This is a genomic window from Sphingobium soli (assembly GCF_020782245.1).
In the GTDB taxonomy this organism is placed as follows: Bacteria; Pseudomonadota; Alphaproteobacteria; order Sphingomonadales; family Sphingomonadaceae; genus Sphingobium; species Sphingobium soli.
This window is the reverse complement of sequence record NZ_JAJGNP010000003.1, coordinates 121,464-138,717: the sequence shown is the minus strand read 5'-3', so window position 1 is coordinate 138,717 and position 17,254 is coordinate 121,464. Positions and strand designations below refer to the sequence as shown.

14 protein-coding genes are annotated in these 17,254 nt (G+C 63.4%); 10 read left to right on the top strand and 4 right to left on the bottom strand.

Annotated features, from left to right (window positions below; all coding sequences use genetic code 11):
• Window positions 1-9: 9 nt before the first annotated feature.
• The 4 genes from gyrB to LL253_RS05310 are packed head-to-tail and all read left to right on the top strand — an operon-like array spanning window position 10 to window position 4,362.
• Window positions 10-2,517 (top strand): DNA topoisomerase (ATP-hydrolyzing) subunit B, encoded by a 2,508-nt coding sequence (gyrB, locus tag LL253_RS05325; RefSeq protein ID WP_009823264.1) that lies wholly within the window; start codon window positions 10-12, stop codon window positions 2,515-2,517.
• Between the two features lies 1 nt (window position 2,518).
• Complete coding sequence (locus LL253_RS05320) at window positions 2,519-3,079, top strand: DNA-3-methyladenine glycosylase I (protein WP_228226459.1); 561 nt, start codon at window positions 2,519-2,521, stop codon at window positions 3,077-3,079.
• Window positions 3,076-3,588: a membrane-like protein gene (locus tag LL253_RS05315; protein ID WP_228226458.1), complete on the top strand. Its 513-nt coding sequence runs from the start codon at window positions 3,076-3,078 to the stop codon at window positions 3,586-3,588. Before LL253_RS05320 ends, LL253_RS05315 begins: the two co-directional genes overlap by 4 nt.
• Window positions 3,589-3,624: 36 nt before the next feature.
• Window positions 3,625-4,362, top strand: a complete 738-nt coding sequence (locus LL253_RS05310; protein ID WP_228226457.1) for a DJ-1/PfpI family protein — start codon at window positions 3,625-3,627, stop codon at window positions 4,360-4,362.
• An 8-nt stretch (window positions 4,363-4,370) separates the two neighbouring features.
• Here the strand turns inward: LL253_RS05310 and LL253_RS05305 are convergent, their stop codons facing one another.
• Entirely contained in the window at window positions 4,371-6,782 is a 2,412-nt protein-coding gene (locus tag LL253_RS05305; RefSeq protein WP_228226627.1) for a ligase-associated DNA damage response DEXH box helicase, read from the bottom strand.
• A gap of 185 nt (window positions 6,783-6,967) precedes the next feature.
• On the opposite strand from LL253_RS05305, the gene LL253_RS05300 reads away from it, so the two are divergent.
• Both LL253_RS05300 and LL253_RS05295 read left to right on the top strand, forming a co-directional pair.
• Window positions 6,968-8,308, top strand: coding sequence for a cystathionine gamma-synthase family protein (locus LL253_RS05300; protein ID WP_228226456.1), 1,341 nt, complete (start codon window positions 6,968-6,970; stop codon window positions 8,306-8,308).
• A gap of 5 nt (window positions 8,309-8,313) precedes the next feature.
• Window positions 8,314-9,240 (top strand): 2-hydroxyacid dehydrogenase, encoded by a 927-nt coding sequence (locus LL253_RS05295; RefSeq protein ID WP_228226455.1) that lies wholly within the window; start codon window positions 8,314-8,316, stop codon window positions 9,238-9,240.
• 4 nt (window positions 9,241-9,244) lie between these two features.
• Here LL253_RS05295 and LL253_RS05290 read toward each other — a convergent pair whose 3' ends face one another.
• On the bottom strand, window positions 9,245-9,919 hold the full coding sequence (locus LL253_RS05290; RefSeq protein WP_228226454.1) for an HAD family hydrolase: 675 nt from the start codon (window positions 9,917-9,919) through the stop codon (window positions 9,245-9,247).
• Window positions 9,920-10,017: 98 nt separating this feature from the next.
• On the opposite strand from LL253_RS05290, the gene LL253_RS05285 reads away from it, so the two are divergent.
• From LL253_RS05285 to LL253_RS05270, 4 genes are read left to right on the top strand one after another with little or no spacing between them, the layout of a single operon-like run.
• Window positions 10,018-11,127 (top strand): ABC transporter permease, encoded by a 1,110-nt coding sequence (locus LL253_RS05285; RefSeq protein ID WP_228226453.1) that lies wholly within the window; start codon window positions 10,018-10,020, stop codon window positions 11,125-11,127.
• Between the two features lie 14 nt (window positions 11,128-11,141).
• Entirely contained in the window at window positions 11,142-11,999 is an 858-nt protein-coding gene (locus LL253_RS05280; RefSeq protein ID WP_371388786.1) for an ABC transporter ATP-binding protein, read from the top strand.
• A 3-nt stretch (window positions 12,000-12,002) separates the two neighbouring features.
• The gene (locus tag LL253_RS05275; RefSeq protein WP_009823274.1) at window positions 12,003-12,965 is read left to right on the top strand and encodes an MlaD family protein; all 963 of its coding nucleotides are present in this window, start codon (window positions 12,003-12,005) and stop codon (window positions 12,963-12,965) included.
• A 20-nt stretch (window positions 12,966-12,985) separates the two neighbouring features.
• The gene (locus LL253_RS05270; RefSeq protein WP_228226452.1) at window positions 12,986-13,597 is read left to right on the top strand and encodes an ABC-type transport auxiliary lipoprotein family protein; all 612 of its coding nucleotides are present in this window, start codon (window positions 12,986-12,988) and stop codon (window positions 13,595-13,597) included.
• 33 nt (window positions 13,598-13,630) lie between these two features.
• On the opposite strand, the gene pepN is transcribed toward LL253_RS05270, so the two are convergent.
• Together pepN and LL253_RS05260 are read right to left on the bottom strand one after the other, a co-directional pair.
• A complete protein-coding gene (gene pepN / locus LL253_RS05265) occupies window positions 13,631-16,225 on the bottom strand; it encodes an aminopeptidase N (RefSeq protein ID WP_228226451.1) in 2,595 nt (864 codons plus the stop codon).
• A gap of 104 nt (window positions 16,226-16,329) precedes the next feature.
• Complete coding sequence (locus tag LL253_RS05260) at window positions 16,330-17,247, bottom strand: ParB/RepB/Spo0J family partition protein (RefSeq protein ID WP_407696080.1); 918 nt, start codon at window positions 17,245-17,247, stop codon at window positions 16,330-16,332.
• Window positions 17,248-17,254: the final 7 nt, after the last annotated feature.

The following is a 17,254-nucleotide window of genomic DNA, read 5'->3' as shown; positions in this document are numbered from 1 at the left end:
AGGCTTGGCATGAGCGAAGAACCCCTGAATAGCAGCAACAAAAATGATTATGGCGCCGACAGCATCAAGGTGCTGAAAGGTCTGGACGCCGTGCGCAAGCGGCCCGGCATGTATATCGGCGACACCGACGATGGCAGCGGCCTGCACCATATGGTGTTCGAGGTCAGCGACAATGCGATCGACGAGGCGCTGGCCGGTCATTGCGACAGGATCGTCATCACGCTCAACCCCGATGGCTCCGTCAGCGTCGAGGATAATGGCCGCGGCATCCCCACCGGCATCCACAAGGAAGAGGGCGTGTCGGCGGCCGAGGTCATCATGACCCAGCTGCATGCGGGCGGGAAGTTCGAGAATACCAGTGACGATAATGCCTATAAGGTGTCGGGCGGCCTGCACGGCGTGGGCGTATCTGTGGTCAACGCCCTGTCCGAATGGCTGGACCTCAATATCTGGCGGGACGGCAAGGAACATTATATGCGCTTCGCCTATGGCGATGCGACCGCGCCGCTGAAGGTGATCGGCGACGCGCCAGAAGGGAAGAAGGGGACGCGCGTCACTTTCCTGGCGTCGACCGAGAAGGCGCCCGGCGACGGCGGCACGTTCAAGAACCAGACCGACTATGATTTCGACAAGCTGGAGCATCGCTATCGCGAGCTGGCGTTCCTCAATAGCGGCGTGCGCCTGTTTCTGGTCGATGCGCGGCATGAGGAGAAGAAGGAAGTCGAGCTGTTCTACGAAGGCGGGATCGCGGCCTTCGTCAAATATCTGGATCGCAACAAGAATGCGCTGATGCCCGATCCGATCGCGATCGCGGGCACGCGCGACGATGTGACCATCGACGTCGCGCTGGAATGGAACGACAGCTATTATGAAAATGTGCTGTGTTTCACGAATAACATCCCGCAGCGCGACGGCGGCACGCACCTGGCCGCGTTCCGCGCGGCGCTGACCCGCACCTTGAACAACTATGCGGAAAAATCGGGCGCGCTCAAGAAAGAGAAGGTGTCCCTCACCGGCGAGGATATGCGCGAGGGGCTGACGGCGATCGTGTCGGTGAAGCTTCCCGATCCCAAATTCTCGTCGCAGACCAAGGACAAGCTGGTGTCGTCCGAAGTGCGTCAGCCGCTCGAAAGCCTGATGGCGGACAAGATGGCCGAGTGGCTGGAAGAAAATCCCGCGCACGGCAAGATGATCGTGCAGAAGGTGATAGACGCCGCCGCCGCGCGCGAGGCGGCGAAGAAGGCGCGCGAGCTGACCCGGCGCAAGGGCGCGATGGACATCGCGTCGCTCCCCGGCAAGCTCGCCGACTGCCAGGAGCGTGACCCGGCCAAGTCCGAACTGTTCCTGGTCGAGGGTGATTCGGCCGGCGGTTCGGCCAAGCAGGGGCGCAATCGCCACAATCAGGCGATCCTGCCATTGAAGGGCAAGATATTGAACGTCGAACGGGCGCGGTTCGACCGGATGCTGTCGTCCAAGGAGGTGGGCACGCTCATCCAAGCGATGGGCACGGGCATTCGCGACGATTTCAACCTGGAAAAGCTGCGCTACCACAAGATCGTCATCATGACCGACGCCGACGTCGATGGCGCGCATATCCGCACGCTGCTGCTGACCTTCTTCTACCGCCAGATGCCGCAGATCATCGAGGCGGGGCATCTCTACATCGCGCAACCGCCGCTCTACAAGGCGAGCCGGGGCCGGTCGGAAGTCTACCTCAAGAACGAGGCGGCGCTGGAGCAATATCTGGTCGACAATGGCGTCGAGACGATGGTGCTGGAAACCGGCGGCGGTGCCCGCGGCGGCGATGACCTGCGCGGCCTGATCGAGCATGGGCGGCGGATGCGTGCGGTGATGCGCTATGTGCCGCGCCGCTATAATCCGCAGATCATCGAAGCGCTGAGCATCAATGGCGCGCTCGACCCGGAACTGTCGAAAGAGAGCCAGGCGGAGCGGCTGGCCGCGACCGTGACCTGGCTGGGCGCCCATGACTCCGAAGGCCGCTGGTCGGGCCGTATTGCGCAGGAGGGCGGTTTCCATTTCGAACGGCTGTGGCGCGGCGTCACCGATCACCACATGATCGAGGGTGGCTTCATCGGGTCGGCCGAAGCGCGCAAGCTGCACACCATCGCCAGCGAGGAAGCGGCGAGCTACCAGAGCATCAGCCGGCTGGTTTCGGCCAAGGCGGCGCAGGCGGCGGAAGATGCGGGCGAGGACGACCTGCCGGCGGCCCCCGCCAAGGGCGCGACCATCACCAGCCCCAGCGATCTGCTGGAGGCGATATTGGCCGCCGGGCGGAAGGGCTTGTCGATCCAGCGCTATAAAGGGCTTGGCGAGATGAATGCCGAGCAATTGTGGGAAACCACGCTGGACCCCGACAACCGGTCGATGCTGCGCGTCGAGGTGGAGCAGGCGGACATTGCCGACGAAATTTTCAGCCAGCTGATGGGCGATGTGGTCGAATCCCGCCGCGAGTTCATCCAGGACAATGCGCTGAACGTCGCCAATCTGGACGTTTGAGATGGGGCCGGTCCGGTGCAGCTGGTGCGGCACCGACCCGCTTTATCGCGCCTATCATGACGAGGAATGGGGCGTCCCGCAGCGCGATTCCCGCATGTTGTGGGAAATGCTGATGCTGGAGGGGTTTCAGGCGGGGCTGTCCTGGATCACCATCCTGCGCAAGCGGGACGCCTTTCGCGCTGCCTTTGCCAGGTTCGATCCAGACCGCGTGGCGGCGTTCGGCCCGGCCGATGTCGAGCGGCTGATGGGCGATACCGGCATCGTGCGGGCGCGCGCGAAGATAGAAGCGACGATTGCCGGCGCGCGCATCTTTGGCGCGATGCGCGATTCCGGCGAGGATTTCGCGGATTATGCCTGGGCGTTCGTAGACGGGCAGCCGATCCGCAATGATGGGCGATCCTTTCCGGCGAAAACGGCGCTGTCGGAGACTATTTCCAAGGATCTGAAGCAACGCGGTTTCAAATTCGTCGGCCCGACGATCGTTTACGCCTGGATGCAGGCGACGGGGCTGGTGAACGACCATGCGGCGGATTGCTTCCGACGCGAGGCGGTGGCGGGATGAGGCTGGCGGCTCTGCTGCTGCTGGCGCTATCGGCCGGGTGCGGGGACGAGCCGAGGGCGGTGGTGAACGCGGCCGGGATCGAGCGCGAAGCGGAAGTGGTGCGCGCGCCGATCACCACGGAGCCCGCAAAGTCCGACAACGAAGGCGACAGGTCGACGTCGGTTGCGCCACCGGCCAAGCCTTTGGTTTCACGTGGAACATCAGCGCGCGATCCATCTCCGCCCGACTATCGCGCCATTGGCACCGAACCCTTTTGGGCTGTAACCGTGCGGGGCGCGACGGCGGTGCTGGAGCGGCCAGATGCACCGCCTCTCCGCTACGGCGTGCGCCAGGAAATGGACAGCAAGTCGCTGCGCTATCTGGGCGACGGCTTTACCATGACGATCAGCGAGGGGCCGTGCAGTGACGGAATGAGCGACGCGCTCTGGTCCGACCGGGTGCAGATCGCCTTTGCGCAGGGCGTGTACAAGGGATGCGGAGGGGACCGCGAAGAGGATCGCGGTTTCTGATCCGCCAATCGTTGAGGAAGGAAAGGAGATGCGATCATGCCCATGCCGCCCATCACCCCGTCGCGCCGCGACCTGCTCATCGGGTCCGCGCTGATGGCGGCCGCGCCGACCCCGTCGACCGCCGCCACGCCCGTTACCGGCACGCCGCCGGTGCCGCCGCAAGGGCCGCGCAAGACGCTGGGCATGGTGGTGTTCGAGGGGTTTGAGCTGCTCGATGTGTTCGGGCCGCTGGAAATGTTCGGCATGATCAATGACCGCGTCGATACGGTGCTGATTGCCGAGAAGGCGGGGCCGGTCGCGAGCCGCACTGGTCCCAAGACCGTTGCCGATGTGAGCTTTGCCGACGCGCCCAAGCTGGACATTGTGATGGTGCCGGGCGGATCGGGCACGCGGCGGGAGGTCGACAATCCGGCGTTCCTGGGCGCGATGAAGCGGCTTGCGGAGGCGACGCCGCAAGTGGCGAGCATCTGCACCGGATCGGGACTGCTGGCGAAGGCAGGGCTGTTGAACGGTGTGCGCGCCACCAGCAACAAGATGGCGTGGCAATGGGCTACCGCGCAAGGCAAGGAGGTGCATTGGGTGCCCCATGCGCGCTGGGTGGAGGATGGCCGCTTCATCACGTCGTCGGGGGTGTCCGCCGGCACCGACATGGCGCTCGCGCTGATCGCCAAGCTCTATGGCAAGGTGCTGGCGCAATGGGTCGCCGACCGGGCCGAATATCGCTGGAACGAGGACGCGAGCGACGATCCCTTCGCAGCTATCAATGGATTGTAATAGAATATTTAATCCGCGCGCATCGCTTCGTTGACCAGCGCTTCGGCCTCCATCAGCAGCGCGTCCTCGGCCGCCTGTTGCGCCACCTGCTCGCGCCCGATCAGGATCAGCACCGGCACCGCGAGCGGGCTGACGCGATCCAGTGTGATATGCAGCATCGTGGTCGCCGCGCGGTCGATCAGGTCGCCCAGACGCCCCACGTCGGTCATGCGCGCGCGGGCGTCCGCCCAGGCCGCCTTGATAAGCAGATGATCAGGCTGATATTTGCGCAGCACATCATAGATGAGGTCGGTGGAGAAGGTGACTTGCCGCCCGGTTTTGCGCTTGCCCGGATGCTGCCGTTCGATGAGGCCCGAAATGACCGCCACATCCCGAAAGGCGCGCTTGAGCAGGCTTGACTGTTCGACCCAGTCGATAAATTCATGGTCCAATATGTCAGCCGAAAACAGGCTCCTGGGGTCAGTGACGGGCTTGAGGCCATAGACCGCCAGCGCATAGTCGTTGGCGACGAAGCCCAGTGGCATCAGCCCCTGCGCGTCCATGCGGCGCGTGAGCAACATGCCGAGCGACTGGTGCGCATTCCAGCCTTCGAAACTGTAGCAGACGAGATAATGCCGCCCCTCATGCGGGAAGGTTTCGATCAGCAATTGCCCCGGCTGCGGCAGGACCGAGCGGGCCTCTTGCATTTCCAGCCATTCGCGCACGTCCTGCGGAAAGCGATGCCATTCCTGCGGTTCGGCCAGGAAATGCCGCACGCGGTCGGCCAGGCGCGTGGACATCGCCATGCGCGACCCGCCCCAACTGGGCACGCGCGCCTGTTTTGACGTGGCGCGCACGGTGAGGTCGCTCGTGTCCATGCGCACGACCTCCAGCGCCATGCCGGAAAAAAAGAAACTGTCGCCGGGACGGAGTTGCGCGGCAAAGCCTTCCTCCACAGTGCCGAGCTTGCGGCCATTGGCGAAGCGTACGGCGAGTGCGGGCTGATCGACGATGATGCCTGCGTTCAGGCGGTGCTGCTGAATGAAGCGGGGATGGGATACACGCCAGGTCCCGTCCTGTTCTCTGGTCAGCCGCTTGAACCGGTCATAGGCGCGCAGGGCGTACCCCCCGCCTTCGATGAAGTGAAGGACATGATCGAACGCTTCGGCGGTCAGCGCGCTATAGGGCGTGGCGGATTGCACCTCCTTGAGCAAATCCTCCGCGCGGAACGGCCCGGCACAGGCAAGCCCCATGACATGCTGGGCCAGCACGTCGAGGCTGCCGGGACGGAAATCATCGGCGTCGCGTTCGCCCGCCTCCACCGCGTCGAGCGCGGCGCGCGCTTCCAGATATTCGAAGCGATTGCCGGGGATGAGGATCGCTTGCGAGGCCATGTCGAGCCGGTGATTGGCGCGGCCGATCCGCTGGAGCAGGCGCGAGCTGCCCTTGGGCGCGCCCATCTGGATGACGCAATCGACATTGCCCCAATCGACGCCGAGGTCGAGTGAGGCGGTCGCGACCAGCGCGCGCAACTTGCCCGCCGCCATCGCGCTCTCCACCTTGCGTCGCGCCTCGATCGACAGGCTGCCATGATGGATGCCGATCGGCAGGTTCGCGTCGTTGGCCGACCAGAGATCCTGGAAGATGAGTTCGGCAAGCCCGCGGGTGTTGCAGAAGATCAGGGTGGTGCCGCGTGACTGGATTTCCGCCATGACCTGCGCGGCGGCATAGCGGCCCGAATGGCCCGACCAGGGAACGCGACCTTCGGGAATGAGGATGGCGACATGGGGGTCCGCGCCAGCCTCCCCCAGCACCGGCGTCACCGTGCCGATATCGCCATCAGGCGCGAGCCAGGCGCGATAGGCATCGACATCGGCGACCGTCGCGGACAGAGCGACACGGCGCAGATCGGGGTTGATCGTCTGAAGCCGCGCCATCGACAGGTTGAGCAAGTCGCCGCGCTTCTGGGTGGCAAAGGCATGAACTTCATCGACGATTATTGTCCGCAGATGGGCGAACATGATCTGTGCGTCAGGATAGCTGAGCAGCAGGGACAGCGATTCGGGCGTCGTGAGCAATATCTGCGGTGGGCGGGCGCGCTGCCGCGCCTTTCGGTCGGAGGGCGTGTCGCCGGTGCGGGTTTCCACGCGGATGGGCAGGCCCATTTCCTCGATCGGCGTCAGCAGGTTGCGCCGGACATCGACGGCTAGCGCCTTAAGCGGCGAGACATAGAGGGTGTGCAGGCCCTCGGTGGGATGGTCGATAAGATCAGCCAGCGTCGGCAGGAAGCCGGCCAGCGTCTTGCCCGCGCCGGTGGGCGCGACCAGCAGCGCATGATCGCCCTGCCGTGCCGCCGCCAGCATTTCCATCTGATGCCGGCGCGGACGCCAGCCGCGCGCGTCGAACCAGTTGCCGATAATGGGGGGGAGCGTGACGGGCATCGTCGGGAATGTAGGTACGCCTATGGCCTTCGTCACCCTCTCGTCCAGCCATCCGTCCTTGGCAATTAACATGCTTGGCAGCGAAATATTATGTCCCGACCCTCTGGCCCCCGCCCCCGCTCCTGCGTTACACTCCGGTCCATCATCAGCGTCGCTGCAGACGTCGCGAAGCAGGAGATATGATCATGACCGGCGAAACCCCGCCCCCCGTCACCGAAGCCGACCTGAGCGGCGTCGAAGCCACCGGCAACCGCCGCCGTCCCAAGGCGTCCATCCTGGAAATCGACGGCCGCAAGCTCAAGCCCGCGACCTTGATGATGGGCCATGGCTATGACCCGACCCTGTCGGAAGGGTCATTAAAGCCACCGATCTTCCTCACCTCCACCTTTGCCTTTGAAAGCGCCGCGGCGGGCAAGCGGCATTTCGAGGGCGTGACGGGCATCCGCCCCGGCGGCGCGGAGGGGCTGGTCTATTCGCGGTTCAACGGCCCCAATCAGGAAATTTGCGAGGACCGGCTATCGGTGTGGGAGGAAGCCGAGGACGCGCTGCTCTTTTCCAGCGGCATGTCGGCGATCGCCACCACCCTGCTGGCGCTGGTGCAGCCGGGCGACGTCATCGTCCACAGCGCGCCGCTCTATGCCGCGACCGAATCGCTGATCGGGCGCATTCTGGGCAAGTTCGGCGTGCAATGGGTCGACTTCCCGGCCGGCGCGACCGCGCAGGAGATTGGCGCGGTGATCGAGCAGGCCAAGAAACTGGGCCGGGTGGCGATGATCTATCTGGAAAGTCCTGCCAATCCGACCAATGTCCTGGTCGATTTAGAAGCGGTAGTCGCGCGGCGCGACTCCGTGTTCGCCGGGGTGGACCATGTGCCGCCGATCGCCATCGATAATACATTCCTTGGTCCGCTATGGCACAAGCCGATCGCCCATGGCGCGGACCTGGTCATCTACAGCCTCACCAAATATGCCGGCGGCCATAGCGATCTTGTGGCGGGCGGCGTGCTGGGCAGCAATGCGCTGATCAATACCATCCGCCTGATGCGCAACACGATCGGTACCATATTGGACCCGCACAGCGCCTGGATGCTGCTGCGCAGCCTGGAGACGCTGGAACTGCGGATGAGCCGGGCGGGCGAGAATGCCGCCAAGGTGTGCGCCTGGCTGCGCGACCAGCCGCAGGTGGAAAAGGTCGTCTATCTGGGCTTTCCCGAAACCGAGCGCCAAGCGGACATTTACAGGCGGCATTGCACCGGCGCGGGATCGACCTTTTCGCTCTACTTGAAAGGCGGAGAAGCCGAAGCCTTCGCCTTCCTCGACGCGCTCAAGATCGCCAAGCTGGCGGTCAGCCTGGGCGGCACTGAAACGCTGGCCAGCCACCCGGCGGCGATGACGCATTTGTCGGTGCCGGCCGAGCGCAAGAAGGCGCTGGCGATCGGCGACAATATGGTGCGCATTTCGATCGGCTGCGAGGATGCCGACGATCTGATCGCCGATTTCGCGCAGGCGCTGCGGCAGATAGGCTGAGCGGCATGACCAGACCCTTGTTGTTGGTGGGGCAGCCGCTGCTGGCGCCGTTGTTGCCCGTGCTGCGCGCCGAATATGATGTGATCGCGCTGTGGGACGACCCGGACCCGGCAGCGCTCGCCCGCGTCGATGCGATCGTGTGGGCCGGGGAGTTCCCGCTCGATCGGGCGCTGATCGACGCGATGCCGCAGCTGCGCCTGATCGCCTGCTTCACTGTCGGCTATGACGGCGTGGACCTGGACCTGGCGCGAACGCGCGGCATTGCCGTTGCCCATGCGGGCGCAGCCAATGCCGATGACGTCGCCGACCATGCGATCGGCCTGATGATCGCGCATCGCCGCTGGATCGTCGGCGGCGACCGGCATCTGCGGGCTGGCCAATGGACGATCAAGGCGAAGACACGCACATGGTCGATGGGCAGCGCGCGGCTGGGGATTGTCGGCATGGGCGCAATCGGCATCGCCATTGCGGAACGGGCGCAGGCGATGAAGATGCAGATCGGCTGGTGGGGACCGCGCCCCAAGCCGGGCCTGGCCTGGCCGCGCGCCGACAGCCTGATGGCGCTGGCCCGGCAAAGCGATATCGTGATCGTCGCGTGCCGAGCGGACGAAAGCAATCGCGGCATGATCGATGCTGCGATCATGGAGGCGGTCGGCGCAGACGGGCTGTTGGTCAATGTCGCGCGGGGTCAGCTGGTTCAGGAGGCGGCGCTGGTCGAGGCGCTGACATCGGGGCGGCTGGGCGGCGCGGCGCTGGACGTGTTCGATCCTGAACCGACCGATCCCGCGCGGTGGAAGGACGTGCCGAACATCGTGCTGACGCCCCATACCGGCGGCGCGACGCATGAGGCGGTGGGCCGGATGCTTGAAACGCTGCGCGCCAATCTGGCCGCGCATTTCGCCGGCGAGCCGCTGCCGGCCCGCGTGGTATAGGTGGTCAGTCCCAGTCTACCCGCGGCCAGCCGCGCGCCTGCGCCAGCAGGGCAAGGCGGCGGTGGGGATTGGCGGCAAAGGGCAGGTCGGCAAATTCCAGCATCGGCGCGTCCGAGACATGGTCGGAATAGGCCCGAATCTGCGCGTCGCTGCGGTCGATCGCCTGGGCCGCCATCCATGCCTTGATCATGCGCAATTTGCCGGTGTCATAGCAGTTTTCGCCGGCGATCTTGGCACGGACGTAGCGCAGATCCTGGCTGAGATGATCCGTGGCGATGACGGCGTCGAACCCCAGCCGGCGGGCGATCGGTTCGACATAGAGGCGATAGGATGCAGTGGCGAGCACCAGAGTGTAGCCGTCCGCGCGGTCTTGCGCGATCTGCGCCAGCGCGCCCTTGCGCACATTGGTGGCGATCACCTTGTCGGCGTAGCTTTCGACATGCGGCATCAACCGGGCGCGTTCGACATTGTAGCCGACCATCAGCGCCTGATTCAGCTCCTTGAGCCGCTGGCGGCTGATGAGCTTCACGACATAGGCCAGCATCAGCAAAACGACGCAGGGCAGCAGGATCAGCCGCCACGGCGCCATGGCGCGCGCGACATGGATCAGGAATCCGGTATAGGTGCCCGTCACCGTGACCGTGCGGTCCATGTCGTAGATCGCCAGATGATGCGTCATGCCGTATCCGAAACTTTTGCCCCAGCCCTTCGTTCTGACCTGCGGATGGGCCGTTTCGGCTTGCCGTGCAACCGATAATGGACCACTAAATCCCCCTGATGAACAAAGCCGCCGAACTCACAGAAGAGCAACGCGATGGCGGCACGGTAATACGGCTTTCGGGAAACCTGGCCATAGCGTGCCTTCATGATCTGCCTGCCCGCCTGGACGCTGTGCAGGGGCCGATCAATGCTGTCGACGTGTCGCAGGTCGATCATATCGACACGATCGGCGCATGGACCGTGCATAGCGCGGCCAAGCGATTGAACGCGCCAATCACCGGCGCGAACGAAGATGCAAAGAGGCTGATAGAGGCGGTCGGTACGCTGGACGAGCCGTTTTCCCTCCGCCCGGATAAGGTGTCGCCGCTGACGCGCGTCGTCGGCCAGATTGGCGATGCGGTGATCAGCGCCGGGACAACCTTGATGGGCCTGCTCGGCTTTTTCGGCGCCAGCCTGGTTGCGGCATGGGGGCTGATCCGGCATCCAAGCCGGTTTCGCGTCAATGCGGTCGTCCAGCGGTTCGAAGTGGTGGGCGTGTCGGCCCTGGGCATTATCGGCCTGATGAGTTTCCTGATCGGCATCGTCATCGCCCAGCAAGGATCGGTGCAGTTGCGGCAGTTCGGCATGGAAATGCTGACCATCAACCTGGTCGGACGCCTGACGTTCCGCGAACTGGGCGTGTTGATGACCGCGATCATGGTTGCTGGCCGATCCGGTTCGGCTTTTGCCGCACAGCTTGGCACGATGAAGCTGACCGAGGAAATCGACGCGATGCGCACCATCGGCGTGTCGCCGATGGAAGCGCTGGTCATGCCGCGCACATTGGCGGTGGTGGTGATGATGCCGCTGCTGGGTTTCTACGCGTCCATCGTCGCGGTCATCGGCGGCGGGTTCCTGTGCGCCGTTGCGCTCGACATTCCGCCCATCACCTTCGTCCAGCGGCTGCGCGAAGTCGTGCCGATCACCGACCTGTGGGTCGGATTGATCAAGGCGCCGGTGTTCGGCATCATCATCGCGCTGTCGGGCTGCTATCAAGGTATGCAGGTCAAGGCCAATGCTGAGGAAGTCGGCCTGCGCACCACCGCAGCCGTGGTTCAGGCAATTTTCCTCGTTATCGTGATCGACGCCTTCTTCGCCGTCTTCTTCACCTGGGTCGGGTGGAACTGATGAGCGAGATGGACATGCAGCAGGCCGACGAACGGCGCGTCGATGACGCCATCGCGCAAGACGGGGTTGCAATCCGCGTGCGCGGCCTGCGCAACAGTTTCGGCGATCAGGTTGTGCACGAAAAACTCGACCTCGACGTGCGCAAGGGCGAGATACTGGGGGTCGTGGGCGGATCAGGCACGGGCAAATCCGTCTTGATGCGGTCCATCATCGGATTGCAGACCCCGGATGAAGGCGATGTGTGCGTGTTTGGCGAGGCCATGGTCGGCCGCCTGGACGATGAAGCGCTGGCGGTCCGCAAGCGCTGGGGCGTTCTGTTTCAGGGCGGCGCGCTGTTTTCAACGCTCACGGTCGCGGAAAATGTCGAGGTGCCGATCCGCGAATATTACCCCAATATCGGGCCGAAGCTGCGCGAGGAGATCGCCGCCTACAAGATCCGCATGACCGGCCTGCCTGCCGAGGCTGGACCCAAATATCCGGCCGAACTGTCCGGCGGCATGCGCAAGCGCGCCGGGCTGGCGCGCGCATTGGCGCTGGACCCCGATTTGTTGTTCCTGGACGAACCCACAGCTGGCCTGGACCCGATCGGCGCGGCCGCGTTCGATGATCAGACTCGCAAGCTGCAACAGACACTGGGGTTGACCGTCTTCCTCATCACCCATGATCTCGACACGCTCTATTCGATTTGCGACCGGGTCGCCGTGCTGGCGGACAAGAAGGTGATCGCCGTGGGCACGATCGAGGAATTGCTGGCGCTGGATCACCCGTGGATCCAGGAATATTTCAATGGTCCAAGAGGCCGGGCCGCCACAGCGGCGGTGGAACGCGAAAAGAACAAGGTGGCGTCCGCGTCGCCCGAGGGAAGGCAATAGGATATGGAAACCCGCTCCAACCATGTGCTGGTCGGCACGGTCACGCTGTTGTTGCTGGCCGCGATTATGATTGCCGCCTTCTGGTTTTCGCGCCTGTCGCAAGGCGACAACAAGGAATATGACATCTTTTTCAAGCAGTCGGTCAGTGGCCTGGCGAAAGGATCGGGCGTCAACTATGCCGGCGTGCCGTCCGGCCAGGTCGAGAAGATCGAATTGTGGAAGCGCGACCCTAGTTTCGTGAAGGTGCGTATCTCCGTCCGGGATGGCACCCCTATCCTGCAAGGCACCACCGCCACGATTCAGGGCGTTGGCTTTACAGGGGTGAGTGAGATCGTGCTGGACGGCGCTGTGAAGGGCGCCCCGCCCATCCAGTGCCCCGCACAAAATGCCCCGGCGGCCTGCCCGGATGGCGTGCCTGTCATACCAACCAAGCCCGGCGCGCTGGGCGAACTGCTCAACAATGCGCCGCAGCTGCTGGAGCGTCTGTCCACACTGACCGAGCGCCTCACCGAATTGCTCGACGACAAGAATCAGCAATCGATTGCGGGCATCCTGGCCAATGTGGAGCGTATTTCGGGATCGCTGGCCGACCGCAGCCCCGAAATCGCCGCGACCCTGGCGGAAGCGCGCATTGCTGTCCAACGTACCGGTGTTGCCGTCGAGCAGATCGGCAAGCTGGCCGCGACGACGGATTCGCTGCTGAATGAACAGGGCAAGCCGTTGATGGCCGACCTGCGCAAGACCGTGCAGTCCGCAACCCGCAGCATCGACACACTCGACAAGACGATCGGCGAGGCGCAGCCTGGCGTGAAGAGTTTCAGCACGCAGACCATGCCGGAAGTCAATCAGCTGGTGCGCGACCTGCGGGAAATGTCGCGCGCGTTCCGCGGCGTTGCTGAAAAGCTCGACCAGCAAGGCGCCGGGTCGATCGTCGGATCGCCCAAATTGCCCGATTACAAGCCATGAGGAAGATAAGGATGAGGCGCATGTTCCACGCGAAACCCCATGGCGTCACGGCGGTGCTGGCCGCGGCTTTCCTGCTGTCGGGCTGCGTATCCTTCGGGGGGAAACCGCCCGAGCGGCTGCTGTCGCTCGATGCTGCGCACAAGGTGCCGTCCGGCACGCCGCGCGTCGCAGGGAACGGGCGGACGCTGATCGTGACCGAGCCTGAAGCGCCAAAGACAGTCGATACGGTTCGAGTGCCTGTCCAGACGAGCCCGACGTCAGTTGCCTATGTGACCGATGTGCAATGGGCCGATACGCCGCGTCACCTGTTCCGCCGTCTGCTGGCGGAGACGATTTCGGCCACGACCAACCGCGTGGTTCTGGATACGGGCCAATTTTCGGGCGATGGTGGCCAGCGGCTCACCGGCGAACTGATCGATTTCGGCATCAACGAAGCACAGCAGAGCGCGATCGTAACCTATGATGCGATGCTGATGACGCCGAGCGGGGTCGCATTGGCGCGTCAGCGATTTACCGCCAGCGCGCCGGTCGGCGGGAAGATCAATGCGACCAGCGTCGGTGCCCCGCTCAATGCGGCGGCCAATCAGGTGGCGACTGATGTCGCCGCTTGGGTTGCGGCGATGAAGGACTAAGGCACAGGCCGCCGGGACATCCTGCCAAGTTTCTCAATCCAGGCTCTTGCGGACCTGTTCCATCACGTCTTTCGACAAGCCCGGCTGAGACAGAATGCGTTGAAGCTGCGCTTGCATCAGGGCGGCACGCTGCGCATCGAACCTTTTCCAGCGGCCAAGCGGAGGCACCAAGCGCGCTGCTGTCTGCGGGTTGATGGGATCCAGGGCGAGGATGCAGTCGGCGACGAGCCGATATCCCTTGCCCGAGCGATGATGAAACGCCCACTGATTGCCCGAAAAAGCGCCATAAAGCGCGCGAACTCGGTTCGGGTTGTTGAGGGTGAAATCCTTATGTCGGCCCAGTTTCTCCACAAGGTCCACCGTATCAGGGTGCAAAGCGAAGGCTTGGGTCTGGAACCATTTGTCCAGCGTCAGCGCGTCGGCGCAATAACGGTTATAGAAAATATCGACGGCAGCGATGCGTTCGGGGCTTTCCCCGTTCGCCAATATGCCCAGTGCGGCCTGACGTTCGGTCATGTTGTCGGCGCTGTCGAACTGCTCAAAGGCCGTTAATGGGCCGTCCGCCGCGCCCGATGCCACCAGATAATGTAACGCCGCGTTGCGTAATTTTCTCGCACCCTTGGCCGCCGGCGACAAGGAAAAGCTGTTCGCGCGCAGCCGGGCATGCATATCACGCCATAGCGGCTCCAGTTCCGCGCCGATACGATGTTGAAGCGCGTCCCGGGCGTCGTGTATCGCATCAGGATCGACGATAGGCATCTGGTCACCCAGATAGGCTTCGCTGGGCAAACGGATCGCCTCCGCCACGAATGCGGAGTCCAAAGCCGGGTCGATCAGCGTCTGGCGGACCGCATCGACCACCGCCGACTCGTCCACCGGCTGGCCGCCGATCTGGCCCACAAGCACATTGACCATCAATTGCTGCATCGCTTCATAGCGGGCGAACGGATCATCGTCATGCGCTGACAGAAAGGCGAGGTCGGCTTGGCTGCGGTTGGTATCCACGATCACCGGCGCGGAAAAGCCGCGATTGATCGACAGCACGGGCGCGGTGGCGACATTCTGGAACGTGAAGCGCTGCTCCGACCGGGTCAGCATCAGAGTCTCGTCGCCATGATTGGCCCGGCTTTCCCGGTCGAACAGGGCAACGCGGATTGGGATCGCCATCGGCCGTTTTTCTGGCTGACCTGGGGTCGGCGGGATGATTTGGCTCAGAACCAGATTGACGCGACCGGTGGCGGCGTCATGCGACAGAAGCGCGCGCACGCGCGGGGTGCCGGCCTGTTCATACCAAAGCCGGAACTGAGTGAGGTCGATGTTGCCCCCATCCTCCATGGCGCGGACGAAATCCTCACAGGTTGCGGCCTGCCCGTCATGCCGGTCGAAATACAGGTCCGTGCCGGCATGAAAGCGTTCAGGTCCAAGCATCAACGCCATCATCCGGATCAGCTCAGCACCCTTGTTATAGATGGTCGCAGTGTAGAAGTTGCTGATTTCCATGTAGGATTCAGGCCGCACCGGGTGCGCGAGCGGGCCTGAATCCTCCGGGAACTGGCCCGCGCGCAGGATGCGGACATCCTCGATCCGCTTGACCGCATGGCTGCCCATATCCGCCGAAAAATTCTGGTCGCGAAAGACGGTAAAGCCTTCCTTTAATGACAACTGAAACCAGTCACGGCACGTGACACGGTTCCCCGACCAATTGTGGAAATATTCATGGGCGACCACGCCCTCTACGCCGTCATAGTCGATGTCGGTCGCGGTATCCGGATCAGCCAAAATATAACGCGAATTGAAGATGTTGAGGCCCTTATTCTCCATCGCGCCAAAATTAAAGTCAGCCACAGCGACGATATTGAAGACATTGAGATCATATTCACGGCCGTAGACACGCTCATCCCAGGCCATGCTGTTTTTAAGGGCCTCCATGGCATGGGTGGTGCGGGGAAGGTCGGCGTCCTTTACCCATATCCCAAGCTGTACGTCGCGGCCGCTCATGGTGACAAACCGGTCCCGGTTGCAGGACAGGTCGCCCGCCACAAGGGCGAACAAGTAGCAGGGCTTGGGATAGGGATCGTTCCAGATCGCCCAGTGGCGGCCATCTTCGCCATCACCCTGCTCTACTGGATCGCCGTTGGCGAGCAGGATTGGGAAACATGCCTTATCCGCCGCCATGCGCACGCTGTAGCGCGACAATATATCGGGCCGATCGGGAAAAAAGGTTATGCGGCGGAACCCCTCCGCCTCGCATTGGGTGCATAGCAGCCCGCCGCTGGCATACAGCCCCATCAGCTTGCTATTTCGTTCAGGGGCGAGTTCGACGAGCGTTTCCACCTCATGCGCGGCGCCCGGCAAGGGCAGAATGAGCGCGCCGGCTTCCAGATGCCATTCCGCCTGCGTCAGGGACCGACCATCGACCTTGACTTCCAAGGGCACCAGTCCGTCGCCATCGAGACGCAGCGGTCGGTCATGACCGCCGTTGCGCGCTACGGCGAGTTTCGCACGAACGGTCGTGAGCGCAGGATCAAGATCAAAATCAAGCGTAACGTCGGGCACCAGCCAGTCCGGCACACGATAATCCGAGCGACGAATGACGGCAGGCGAGGCGGCGGCAGCGTGTATATCCATGCTGCCAACCTAGGGCGGCAACCGGAAAAAGCCAGTCACTTCGAAAAGTGAGCGGCCGGCGTCCTCCTCTTTTCAGGCGCTTCAAATGCTTGCGAGGAGCAACGTCAGATGCGTTCGCCCGAGAGCCGCTGGCACAGCATATCGAGCTGGTCCAGGTTCGAGTAGCGCATCGACAAGGTGCCCCCGGTGGCTGCACCGTTATGGGCAATCTCGACTTTCAGGCCTAATATGTCCGCCAGATGTTGCTCCAGCGCCGCAATGTCGGGGTCCTTATCCTTGGGATCGGACCGCATCGAGCGTGCCGCAGGCGCATCATTGCCGGTTTTGGCGCGGCGAACCAGCTGTTCGGTATCGCGGACCGACAGGCCTTTCTCCTCGATCTGGCCAGCAAGCCGTTCACAATCGGGCGCGCCGATCAGCGCCCGGGCATGGCCCATGCTGATCTTGCTGTGCATAACCTGCTGTTGCACTGATTGCGGCAGGTCGAGCAAGCGCATCAGGTTGGCGACATGGCTGCGGGATTTGCCGACGATACGACCGAGCGCCTCTTGGCTATGGTTGAACTCGGCGATCAGCTTTCGATAAGCTTCCGCTTCCTCGATAGGGTTTAGGTCTTCACGCTGAATATTTTCTATCAACGCGATCTCAAGCGTTTCCTGCTCGTCGAAGTCGCGGACGATCGCAGGAATACGGTGGAGTTGCGCCCGTTGCGACGCGCGCCAGCGACGTTCGCCAGCGATGATTTGAAAACCCCCGCCATGCGGGCGCACGATGATGGGCTGGATTACGCCGCGTTTGGCGATGCTGTCGGCCAGTTCCTGCAAGGCGCCATCGTCAAAATGGCGGCGCGGCTGTTCGGGATGCGGATGGATGAGCGCGACTTCGATGCTCTGCACCGCCTTGCCATTGACCTGGGGCGCAGAGGGAGAAACCGGTTCTTCGCGAGCAACGTCGCCCAATAGAGCAGACAGGCCACGACCCAATCCTTGGGGGCGCTTTGCCGTCTTGGGCTTTTCGGTCATATCCTCG

Coding starts and splice junctions, on each gene's coding strand:
- LL253_RS05260 (WP_407696080.1), bottom strand. CDS start 17,247: ATGACCGAAAAGCCCAAGACGGCAAAGCGCCCCCAAGGATTGGGTCGT.
- LL253_RS05305 (WP_228226627.1), bottom strand. CDS start 6,782: ATGCCCGTCACGCTCCCCCCCATTATCGGCAACTGGTTCGACGCGCGC.
- LL253_RS05280 (WP_371388786.1), top strand. CDS start 11,142: ATGCAGCAGGCCGACGAACGGCGCGTCGATGACGCCATCGCGCAAGAC.
- LL253_RS05310 (WP_228226457.1), top strand. CDS start 3,625: ATGCCCATGCCGCCCATCACCCCGTCGCGCCGCGACCTGCTCATCGGG.
- pepN (WP_228226451.1), bottom strand. CDS start 16,225: ATGGATATACACGCTGCCGCCGCCTCGCCTGCCGTCATTCGTCGCTCG.
- LL253_RS05270 (WP_228226452.1), top strand. CDS start 12,986: ATGTTCCACGCGAAACCCCATGGCGTCACGGCGGTGCTGGCCGCGGCT.
- LL253_RS05290 (WP_228226454.1), bottom strand. CDS start 9,919: ATGACGCATCATCTGGCGATCTACGACATGGACCGCACGGTCACGGTG.
- LL253_RS05315 (WP_228226458.1), top strand. CDS start 3,076: ATGAGGCTGGCGGCTCTGCTGCTGCTGGCGCTATCGGCCGGGTGCGGG.
- gyrB (WP_009823264.1), top strand. CDS start 10: ATGAGCGAAGAACCCCTGAATAGCAGCAACAAAAATGATTATGGCGCC.
- LL253_RS05300 (WP_228226456.1), top strand. CDS start 6,968: ATGACCGGCGAAACCCCGCCCCCCGTCACCGAAGCCGACCTGAGCGGC.
- LL253_RS05275 (WP_009823274.1), top strand. CDS start 12,003: ATGGAAACCCGCTCCAACCATGTGCTGGTCGGCACGGTCACGCTGTTG.
- LL253_RS05295 (WP_228226455.1), top strand. CDS start 8,314: ATGACCAGACCCTTGTTGTTGGTGGGGCAGCCGCTGCTGGCGCCGTTG.
- LL253_RS05320 (WP_228226459.1), top strand. CDS start 2,519: ATGGGGCCGGTCCGGTGCAGCTGGTGCGGCACCGACCCGCTTTATCGC.
- LL253_RS05285 (WP_228226453.1), top strand. CDS start 10,018: ATGAACAAAGCCGCCGAACTCACAGAAGAGCAACGCGATGGCGGCACG.